The sequence below is a fragment of the Thermus thalpophilus genome, from assembly GCF_022760915.1.
In the GTDB taxonomy this organism is placed as follows: Bacteria; Deinococcota; Deinococci; order Deinococcales; family Thermaceae; genus Thermus; species Thermus thalpophilus.
The window spans coordinates 1-933 of sequence record NZ_JAKTNS010000094.1 but is presented as its reverse complement, the minus strand read 5'-3'; the positions used below and the strand labels follow the sequence as shown (position 1 = coordinate 933).

Annotated in this window: 1 protein-coding gene; it reads right to left on the bottom strand. The window is 52.2% G+C overall.

All coding sequences use genetic code 11. The annotated features are described in order from the left end of the window. Positions 1-277: 277 nt before the first annotated feature. Positions 278-859, bottom strand: coding sequence for a carbohydrate ABC transporter permease (locus L0D17_RS13145; protein ID WP_243095698.1), 582 nt, complete (start codon positions 857-859; stop codon positions 278-280). Between the last annotated feature and the right edge of the window lie 74 nt (positions 860-933).

The window sequence follows — 933 nt, the reverse complement described above, 5'->3', positions numbered from 1 at the left end:
AAGGCGCGGAAGTCCCTTGGGGTTATGCCCTATGGAGGTTTTGACGTGTACATAGAAGTACGGGATAGACTTGACTGCTATACATCCCTTGACCCACATTCCGCACCCCCCTCACCACGCTGCGGTGAGTGTTCCAGTACTTCCTCTGGGTGTGCTCGGCCGTCCTTGGGGGAAAGCCCTCGGTGGTCAACCTTTCCCCACACCACGAAACGGTGGTTCGGCTCCTGAGGGTGGAGCGATATTATCTCCTCACATGCAGAAGTTGGATCTATGGCATTCAGACCAGTCCTCCCCGGAAGGCATTCAGGATCTCCCTCCTAGCAAAGATGTAGGCTATGATAAGAGGCAAGGCCGAGAGGGTTACAGCCGCCATTACCGCAGGTACATTGATGCCGAATTGCCCGGTGAAAACCCACACGGCCATCGGAAGGACGCGCACTTCTGGACTTTGGGTGAGAATAAGGGGAAAAAGCAAAGCATTCCATGCACCGATGAAGTTGAACAGTCCCATGGAAACAATGGCGCGAAGGGAAAGAGGCAAAACAAGATGCCTTAGAACAATCCCATGGCCTGCCCCCTCCAACTCCATCGCCTCAAAGAGTGTGCTCGGGATTTCCCTGACAAAGTTAGTGAACACTAAAACCGTGATCGGCATAGCAAATCCGGCAAGAGGCAGGATAATCGCCCAGAGACTGTCGTAAAGACCACTTACCCTAACCAGGGTATATAGAGCAATAACTGTAGCTTGTGCAGGAACGGCGAATCCAATTAGGAAAAGATAAAGGCTCCACCGATATACCTTAGATTTTCCTCGATTTACCGCGTAAGCTACTAGAAGGCTTAGAAAGACCGAGATCAAAGCGGTGGTAACCGCAACCCTCAGTACACGTCAAAACGTGGGACCACCCCTTTAGGATGGACCTGCGCCCACGT